General features: G+C 69.9%; 2 protein-coding genes. Both read right to left on the minus strand.

Features of this window, described 5'->3' with window-relative positions:
• Window positions 1-137: twin-arginine translocation signal domain-containing protein (locus tag GTW40_RS33670; protein ID WP_161178333.1), on the minus strand; the 137-nt coding region annotated here is incomplete at its 3' end.
• A 91-nt stretch (window positions 138-228) separates the two neighbouring features.
• On the minus strand, window positions 229-1,053 hold the full coding sequence (locus GTW40_RS01605) for a thioredoxin domain-containing protein (RefSeq protein WP_161178334.1): 825 nt from the start codon (window positions 1,051-1,053) through the stop codon (window positions 229-231).
• Window positions 1,054-1,293: the final 240 nt, after the last annotated feature.

Consider the following 1,293-nt stretch of genomic DNA (forward strand, 5'->3'; position numbering starts at 1 on the left):
GCGCGCGCGGGGAGCGCGGCGGCGAGCGGCCCGGCGAGCGCGGCGGTGGCGGCAGCGGCCTTGACGACGCTACGGCGGCTGGGCGCAAGGGAGTTGAGGGCCTGGGTGGCCGCGAGAGATCTCGATGGTCTGGTCACGGCCGATCAGGCTACTGATCGGTAAGCGAAAGAGCGGGCGAACTCCGAAAGTTCGCCCGCTCTTCATTCGAGGGAGGAGGTCAGCCCTTGGTCAGCCCTTGAGCGCCTTCTCGATGGCGGGGCCGAAGTCGGCCGCGGTCATCGGCGCGTTCTGGCCGCCGGAGTCCGTGACCTTCTTACCGTCCATCATCAGCGTCGGCGTGCCCTGGAAGCCGTACTTCTTGCCGTCCGTGTTGAACTTCTCGCTCATCACCAGCGCCCACTTGTCGTAGGTGCCGTCCTTCACGGCCTTCTGGAACTGCGCGTTGCCCTTCAGCGCGGGCACCGTGTCGGCCACCTTGATCAGGTAGTCGTCGCTCTTGAACTTGTCGTCCTGCTCGTCGGGGTGGTACTTCGCCGAGTACAGGGCCGCCTTGTAGTCGAGCATGGCCTGGCCGCTGACGTTCAGGGCCGCGCCCATCGCGCTCAGCGCGTTCTTGGAGCCCTCGCCCGGGATGTTGTTGTCGATGAAGGTCGCGCCGACGTACTGGACCCTGTACTTGCCGTCCGCCACGTCCTTGTCGACCGTGGCGCCGTTGACCTGCTCGAACTGGGCGCAGACGGGGCAGCGCGGGTCCTCGTACATCACGAGGGTCTTCTTGGCGGTGTCCTTGCCGATGACCACGGTCGTGCCGTCGGCGCCGGAGGAGTTGGCGGGCTTGACCAGCTTGGCGGTCTTGGCCGCCTCCCAGGCGCCGGGCTTGTTGGCCTGGACGACCGCGTAGCCTATGCCGCCCGCCGCGGCCAGGACCGCGATCGCCGAGACGCCGACGATGACCTGCCGCTTGACCTTGGCCCGCTTGGCCTCGCGCTCGCGCTCCTGGCGCAGTCGCTCGCGGGCCGCCGTCTTCGCTGCCTGGCTGTTCCGGTTGCTCATGGGTGTGATCTCCATAGGGGACGCGCACACGACGTGCTCGGGGCACGGTGCGCGGGGATACGTGTGGGCAGCCGAGTCGTGCTCGGCTCCGCCCCAGGGGTCGCGGGCCCGCGAGGATCGGGGAGACACCCCCTAGGGGCAGGCGAGGGCGGGCGGGCAGGGAGGGCCGCGTCGTCCCAGGGAGTGCGTGAGAAGGAGGCCGCGCGGGACCGCCGGGCGCGGCCGGGGGCGCGGGGCACG

Source organism: Streptomyces sp. SID4985 (genome assembly GCF_009863025.1).
GTDB lineage: Bacteria > Actinomycetota > Actinomycetes > Streptomycetales > Streptomycetaceae > Streptomyces.

Bases quoted from the DNA above. Each gene is read 5' to 3' on its own strand.
- GTW40_RS01605 (WP_161178334.1), bottom strand. From the start codon at position 1,053: ATGAGCAACCGGAACAGCCAGGCAGCGAAGACGGCGGCCCGCGAGCGA.